The organism is Pseudomonas sp. 5Ae-yellow, assembly GCF_014077575.1.
GTDB classification, from domain to species: Bacteria; Pseudomonadota; Gammaproteobacteria; order Pseudomonadales; family Pseudomonadaceae; genus Halopseudomonas; species Halopseudomonas neustonica.
This window is the reverse complement of the sequence record NZ_JACGWE010000037.1, coordinates 20,149-27,382: the sequence shown is the minus strand read 5'-3', so window position 1 is coordinate 27,382 and position 7,234 is coordinate 20,149. Positions and strand designations below refer to the sequence as shown.

General features: G+C 57.5%; 2 protein-coding genes. One reads left to right on the top strand and one right to left on the bottom strand.

Going from position 1 to position 7,234, the window contains the following annotated elements; translation table 11 throughout:
- Nucleotides 1–453 precede the first annotated feature (453 nt).
- A complete protein-coding gene (locus tag H4J77_RS16115) occupies nt 454–1,467 on the top strand; it encodes an alpha/beta fold hydrolase (RefSeq protein WP_123890857.1) in 1,014 nt (337 codons plus the stop codon).
- Between the two features lie 540 nt (nt 1,468–2,007).
- Here the strand turns inward: H4J77_RS16115 and H4J77_RS16110 are convergent.
- Nucleotides 2,008–7,131, bottom strand: coding sequence for a RecQ family ATP-dependent DNA helicase (locus H4J77_RS16110; protein ID WP_123891219.1), 5,124 nt, complete (start codon nt 7,129–7,131; stop codon nt 2,008–2,010).
- Nucleotides 7,132–7,234: the final 103 nt, after the last annotated feature.

Below are 7,234 nucleotides of genomic sequence, written 5' to 3'. Positions count from 1 at the left end.
GGAAAGCCGCTATGAACCAGTTTGCGATCCTGTATGAAGATCGTTTCACCAGGCCAACCTGGTAAGTGAAGGCCTACCTGATGGCAGGCCGTTAAGAGCCCGAACACAAAAAACCTGACAGTCCCCGATAAGGCTTACGCCGAGCACCTTAATCTCGCCGGCAACGCCGCGTTCGGCTTCCCAGCCGATTCTATTGCCATCAACGAACCCGGCCGCACGCTTTGGGCCAAAATCGACCTGGACTTCTAACCACCTCAGCAACACACGGCGTAGCCTGATTGCACCCAGGCTACGCCGCCTTACTATCGTCTTTGCCGTCATATTCTGAAATGCCTTCACCTCAATAGCTAGCCCAGCGCGCTGCTAGACTCCTACGTTTAATCACTCTGCCTGACTGCGTCTGAAACGCATTACGTCAGCAGGTGTGACGCCGACCCAACAGGGAGTCAGTAGATGAAGAACGTCACCATCCTAGCCGCATTCGCCACCTTACTATTGCCGCTTTCAAGCGCTTACGCACACACCGCTTACGGTCCCCAGCTTGAGGGCTTTGACTATCCTCACCCGGTCGAGAGTTTTACTTTCACCTCTCAGCAACAACCCCTCTCGATGGCCTACATGGACGTACCGCCAACGACTGAAGCCAATGGCCGAACAGCCGTATTGCTGCACGGCAAAAACTTCTGCGGCGCCACCTGGCAGGACACCATCGAGGTACTCAGCGCCGAGGGCTACCGCGTTATAGCGCCGGATCAGATCGGCTTCTGTCGTTCCAGCAAACCACGCGGCTATCAGTTCAGCTTTAACCAACTGGCGCATAACACGCACGCCCTGCTGGCTGACCTGAACATCGACAAGATCACCTTGATCGGCCACTCCATGGGCGGCATGCTCGCCGCGCGCTTCACACTGAATCACCCTGAACAGGTCGAGCAATTGGTACTGGCCAACCCCATCGGATTGGAAGACTGGCAACAGGCCGGGGTGCCCTATGCCACTATCGACCAGATGTACCAGGGACAGCTGCAAACCAGCTATGAAGGCATCAAAAACTACCAGTTGAAGTTCTATTACAACGGCCAGTGGAAGCCCGAATACGACCGCTGGGTAGAGATGGCCTATGGCATGTATGCCGGTCCCGGCAAAGAGATAGTCGCCTGGAATCAGGCGCAGACCGCAGAGATGCTGTTCACCCAGCCGGTGGTACATGAGTTCCCCAACATTCAGGCACCAACGCTACTGCTGATCGGCGGCAAGGATCGCACCGCCCCCGGCGCCAACCGCGCACCGGAGTCGGTAGCCCAGAGCCTGGGGCAATACCCTGAACTGGGACGCAAAACCGCCGCCGCCATTCCCAATGCGACCCTGGTCGAATTTCCCGAACTGGGGCATTCGCCGCAGGTAGAAGCGCCGGACAAATTTCATCAGGCACTGCTAGCCGGGATGGCTCAGTTGAATAGCCAATAAGCGGCCGTCATTGCAAAAAAGGCGCCCCGGAGGCGCCTTTTTTGTTGCTCATTCACTGGTTATTTATATCTCGAAGCCCAAAGCTTTAATCACACAAACCATCCCATGCCTTTAACTCAATATCGCGTCGGCTCCTCTGCACCCCCATCCGAATAACAGCACGTCAACTTGCGCTTTAGCGCCAGCCGACTGACAACATTTTACTGCGTTTTGAGACCTGACTAAGAAACGGCGGCTGACAACAGCACACTGGACAAGCTGCACGGATGACGCCGCCTGTACCTAACCCGGCCAATGCAGCAACGCCAATAATTTCGCCAAAAGAAACCGTGACAACAATCACAACAAGGCGCACCGCTTTATTCCTCCAAAATGGCTACTGAGTCACGTTCCTATCTGACTGCCAACCCGCTTTCTCATATAATACGGACGACATTGAATAGCCCCTGTTTCTGTAGGCACCTGATGACCGCATTTGGCCGATAGCGAATGCCTGCCATCGTATTACATCAGCTCTGCGTCAGGCCTCAGCACAATAGTTCAGCCGACAAACGCTACCCGCACAACCGGCACCTCCCACTGTTCCACCTGCATCCGCTTCCGAAATTGCTCCTCCCCGTCCGCCGCATAGCGAACAACCATACCCATTACCTCGCATTTTCGCGGGAGTGCATCCAGCTTGAAAGACCTCGCCGTCCGTCCAACTATCCAACCTTCTTCAGTAACTATCAGATAACGGCCACCCTCTGGCCGCAGCTCGACCTCATGCCCGATGGAGAGCTTAGCTAATGCCTTGTGAATCGAATCATTCGCGGAATGCCTGCCCGCGTACCCGATGTCCACGTCCCTGAGGGTCAGCTGTCGGTACTGCACTTCAAGCTGTGGATCATGAGTGCCGGTGAAGTTCTCGACTATTGCACTATCTGCGAGGGCATGGCTGAACGGGTTCCCTCCTGGGTATTCGCAGATAGTCAGGCTCTGCTCGGCCCGGGTCATGCCGACGTAGTACAGCCTTCTTTCATCGCTTAGCTGGTCCGCCGTTACTTTCCAGCTGCCGTCGAGCAACACCACATGCCGAAACTCCAGTCCCTTGGCGGAATGGACGGTACCCAGGTAAAGCCCTTCACTGGTTTGCTGACGTATTTCCCGTGCGTATTCATACAACCAGTCCACCAGGGTTGCGGCGGAGAACTTGGAGTCTCCGAGTTCGACCTGCATCTGCTCTACTGCAGTAGTGAAGAATGCGCGCCACTGCGTGCTGAACTCGCGAGCCTCGACTAGTTGCAGCAAGTCTGCAGGCGTTAACGCTTCTTCATATGCGCCTATCATGCGCACGACCTTCACAAACTCCCTGAGACGCGTAAGCGGGAGCGCGCTGTCCTTGTTGGCGGCCAAGTGATAAGGCACGCCGTTCTGCTCGCACCAGGCTTGCAGAGGTGCGAGATAGCGATGTGACCGAGCTAACACTGCGCAGCCCCTCACGTCCAACCCTTCCAGTTTCGTTAGCCGCACTAGCTCGCGGGCCGCTGCTTGCGCCTGCAGGTTACCGGCATCCCGATCTGTTGCCGGCAGCTGGATCCGCAGCACCCTGCCCCTCCGGATGGGGTCGAGCTCTTCCCAATTGCCGCCGGCTGGCGCAGTCACACGCTTCTTGTCGATCCCTATGGGATGCTCTGCCTTAAGGCGATCAGGGTTGGCTTGGATGACGCGGTTCGCGGCGTTGATGATGTGGCCGGTCGAGCGAAAGTTCTCTATCAGATAGGAGATGCTGGCTTCGTATTCCTGAGTAAAGCGCTCGATGTACTGGTTGCTGGTCTGGCGCCACCCGTAGATATTCTGGTCGTCATCCCCCACCGCCATGATGCATAGCTTGCCTTCGTCGTCGGTGGTCCTACCCGCCAGGGCACTAACCAGCCGATACTGCATCTCGTCGATGTCCTGATACTCATCCACCAATATGTAGCGGTAACCCCGCATGAGTTGCTCACGCAGGTCATCATCACCCTCCGCGTGGCCCTTACCCTCAAGCAGCTCAACGGCGTTTTCCAGTACGCTCTTGAGCTCTGCTTCATTGACCTCCGCCCCGCGTTCAAATCGAGTGCCAGTCAGGCGCATGGCCATGCTGTGGTAGGTCAGAACCGTTAGCCCGTAAGCCTCCTGCCCTATTAGCGCAAAGAGGCGTTTGCGGATCTCATTGGCAGCGTGGCGGTTGAACGTTAGCGCAACAACGCAACTGGCTGGCACCCGGCGGACCCGCAGCAGATAGGCGATCCGGTGGACGATGACGCGCGTCTTGCCGGAGCCGGGCCCAGCGAGCAGCAGGCAGTTGCGGTCATCGTCGTCTGTCACTGCCTGCTTCTGAGCACCACTTAGGGAATGAACGATGGTGCGCCAGGACGCCTCGCTGGTCATCAGCTTCAGAGTCCTTTCGCGCCCCGCGAAGTACCTCATGATGAATTCACGCTTGCCCTGGCTGAAATAATCGAGCACCAGCCCCAGTGCCGTGGCCATTCCCTTCAAGCCCATCTCGGCGTACTCACGCATGACATGGACCTGGATACCCCGCTCCCGGTAATGCTCATCGAGCCGGAGGTAGTCCTCCTTGCGATAGGCGCCGCGCTTTTCCGGATTGATGTCGATAGTCATTGCGCGGCGCATTACCGTCATGCCGTGATTGAGGGTGAGCACTTCCTGCAGATGCATATACAGCAGGACATGCTCGATCGCCTTGCGCCGCTGCTCCAGGCGGATTTCATGACGGAGCGCAAGATCCTGCTCGATTACTGCGAGCAGTTCGGAGAAGGTCGTTTCTACCAGCAGGTCCTTCCCGCGAACGCCGGGGGCGATCTTGTCCACCAGAAAGCTCAGCACCTTGCTGGCGATCGCCCGCCTTTTTGCGCCTTGCGCCTCAAGCTTGTTCCAATCGTGGCCAACCTGTACCCGCAGCTTCAGATAGTCGCGGCTTATCTGGCGCAGCTCGAAGCTACTACGCTGTCGGCTCTCACCGTCCCGGTCCTGAGCGAGGCTGCGCAGTAGGCGCTGCACATGCAAGGGCAATAGGTCTGGCCGATTCGTGCGCTCTTTCAACTCCGCCGTAAGCGGCTGCAGGTTCAGATCCTGCCATGCACCGCTATCAGCGTCGGGAGCTTGCTCACGCAGGACATCGAACAGAGCCTTCTCGAGCTGAAGTGACTGCTCCAGAAGCTGCGTGGCCGAATCGCTCGTACCGTGGCGAAGATAGAGGGTAAGCTGCGCATCGTTGACCAGCAGCCCGAGCTCTTCCAGCTGTTTGAGCGCACCGGCGACTTCTTCCTGCGTCTGCCCGGTGAGGGCCATAAGCTGGTCGGTGTTGATGCGCTGATCTGGGCCGGCGGAGTACAGAAAGCGCAGGATGGCTTCGAACTCCTGACGGCGCCGCTGGGATAGGTTGGCCTGTTTCAGGCGCTTATCGCACTCTTCCTTGCTCAGGCCCGGGCGGGCAGGAAAGATCTGCGTCTTGTTCACCTCACGCTTGAGGTACTCCCCCCGCTCAAGCCAGGCAACTGCCGTGACGACCTTGGTTTCCGCGTCCTGATCATCGATATCGAAACTGGTGTCGACGTTATCATCGAGCAGTATCTCTCCGGCAGTAATGACAAGCTCGCCACCCTTGCGCTTGGTGCTTTCCACCCTCAGCTTGCGCAGAATCTGCTGGATGTCCCGCAGGCTCAGCTTCGAGCGCTCGCTGAGTCCGAACTGGGTTTCAATATCCTCGGGGTCGTATAGCAGCACACAGCGTGCCTGTGCCTGGTCTCGCCCTGCCCGGCCCGCTTCCTGAAGATAGTTCTCCAGCGAGCCGGGGATGTCTGCGTGCACCACGAGCCGGATGTCCGGCTTGTCTACGCCCATCCCAAAGGCATTGGTCGCGACGATGATTCGCAACGATCCGCTTATAAACGACTCCTGGATGTCCTTCTTTTCGTGGGGCTCAAGGCCAGCGTGGAAGTGCCTGCATGACCAGTTCTGGCTTATGAGAAAACTGGCCAGCTCTTCTGTTTTGCGCCGGCTCGCAACGAATATCACTGCCCCGCCATCCTGCTCGCCAAGTTCTGTAGAGAGCAGCTGGTTGATGCGCGCCCATTTTTCGTTACGAAGGCAGGGCAGCACTTCAAAACTCAGATTGGTTCGCTCATGCGTGCCAATGAAGCTTTTGAAGGTCAAGCCGAGCATCTCCTGAAAATGCGCCTCGATATCTCCTAGCACATCAGGTTTCGCCGTGGCAGTGAAGCATCCGATCGGGGCAACGGGCTGGTCGCCGCTGAATTCGCGGATGAACCTGGCGGCGTAAAGGTAATCAGGCCGGAAGTCGTTGCCCCACTTGGACAAACAGTGCGCCTCATCAAAGATCCAGGCGCCGATTTGCCGCTGGGCAATCGCTTTGCGGAAGGTCATGTTGCGAAACTGTTCGGGGGACACAAGCAGGATGCCAATATCCCCAAGCTGGATCTTTTCCAGCACATCTGCCCTTTCAGGCATGGTAAGAAGACCATTGAGCGCTGCCGCGCACTGCACGTTGCGTGACAGCAAGCCGTCCACCTGATCTTTCATAAGCGACTGCAGCGGTGAGACGATAATCGTCAGGCTACCGTTGCGATGAAAACGGTTCAGCGCTGGCAACTGATAACAGAGCGACTTGCCGCCGCCGGTAGCAAGTACAGCGAGCACGTTTTCGCCCTGCATGCCGGCCAGCACGACATCATGCTGGAGGCTGCTGCCGGGGCTCTCGTATCGGAAATCATCGAATCCGAAGTAGCGCTTGAGCTCAAGCCTGGGGTCATGAGTCGTTCGACAGTATTGGCAGTCCGCGCTACCGCACGGCTCGTCTCTGAGCTGCTGGATCATGCCGACGACCGCAGGAAACTGGTACCTGACCCATGGGGCCAGCACCGAATTACCGCCGGAGACCCGCAGCCAAGCCAATGCATAAGCGAAGGACCACCGGAGATGTTCCTCTGCTTCAACATGATCAAGCAGTGTAGCCAGCGCCGGTCGACATACCTTAAGATCCCGGTCCAGCGTGGGGTCGGTTTCGATCAACAGGTTCGGCACCAGCTTCAGCGCCTTTGGCAACGAGATCGGTGTCGCGCCTGTGAGTGAGCCAAAGAAGGCCCCCAGATCGCCGCCGGAGATCGACGGCGCGAGCAGGCTCTGATAACAGAGAAGTTCATCGCGATGGGTTGAGCGCAACTGGCCGAAAGCTTCGCGCTGATCTAGAAAGAGGGTCAGGGTGGAACGACAATCGGCCAGAGGCGAATTGAGACTGTCACGGATTAGCTTGTAATCCTTGACCAGCCGGTGGTACGGATTCTGCGGAAAAGCCAGCGGCGAGAGCCGAAGTGTATCAATCACCGGCAAGCGAAGCATGGCGAGATCTGGCGCCGCAGTCTGTAGCAGCGGCAGATCGTGCTCCACCACATTGTGGCCAAGCACAAAGCTGGCCCCGTGCGAGAGTGCATCAAGCTGCCGCACCGCATCTGCCGCATCGCTACCAACCTTGAGCTCGAGCTCGCCGCCGGTATCAGGCCTTAACCCGCCAATCATGATTATGCGATCAGCCTTACCATTTTTTGCCGGCACTACCTCTAGGTCAAAAACCAGGCCTTTGGGTTGTGGTGGCAATGTCATTCGAGGCTATCCTTGCGTGCGAACTTCGACGGTTTCTCACTTTAGCGCCAATGGGTTGGAGTAGAAAGCTCGAAAGAGGTTTGGCTGACGAGCGTAAACTAGG

Excerpts from the sequence above, each read along its gene's own strand:
- H4J77_RS16110 (WP_123891219.1), bottom strand. The coding sequence starts at position 7,131 with ATGACATTGCCACCACAACCCAAAGGCCTGGTTTTTGACCTAGAGGTA.
- H4J77_RS16115 (WP_123890857.1), top strand. The coding sequence starts at position 454 with ATGAAGAACGTCACCATCCTAGCCGCATTCGCCACCTTACTATTGCCG.